Origin of the sequence: Mesorhizobium sp. M4B.F.Ca.ET.214.01.1.1, from assembly GCF_004791545.1 — a bacterium.
In the GTDB taxonomy this organism is placed as follows: domain Bacteria; phylum Pseudomonadota; class Alphaproteobacteria; order Rhizobiales; family Rhizobiaceae; genus Mesorhizobium; species Mesorhizobium abyssinicae.
The window spans coordinates 1-281 of sequence record NZ_SRUX01000305.1; the positions used below are offsets into that span (position 1 = coordinate 1).

Consider the following 281-nt stretch of genomic DNA (forward strand, 5'->3'; position numbering starts at 1 on the left):
GCGTTTTCCGCGCCACATCTCAAGGCTGGTCGACGACAAGCTGCGCGCCCGCTTCGGCGAAATGATCAAGCTGTCGCGCATCAAGATGGGCGGCTGATCTTCAGGTGAGGCCGGCCTGCAAACGGCATCTTCCTGCGCTTCCGGTGCTCACGTACTTTAAGTACGCTCCGCTCCGGTTCTCGACGCTCACTTCATACGACTCATCCTGCCGAATTCTGTGAACGATCTCGCGCCGGCGCTTTGGTGCCGGTTCAATCCCGCGCCAGCGCGCTGCGGAAGGC

The 281-nt window shown here is 61.6% G+C and carries 1 protein-coding gene; it reads right to left on the reverse strand.

Annotated features, from left to right (window positions below; genetic code table 11):
- Window positions 1-100: 100 nt before the first annotated feature.
- Window positions 101-281: hypothetical protein (locus EN857_RS35355; protein ID WP_210235176.1), on the reverse strand; the 181-nt coding region annotated here is incomplete at its 5' end.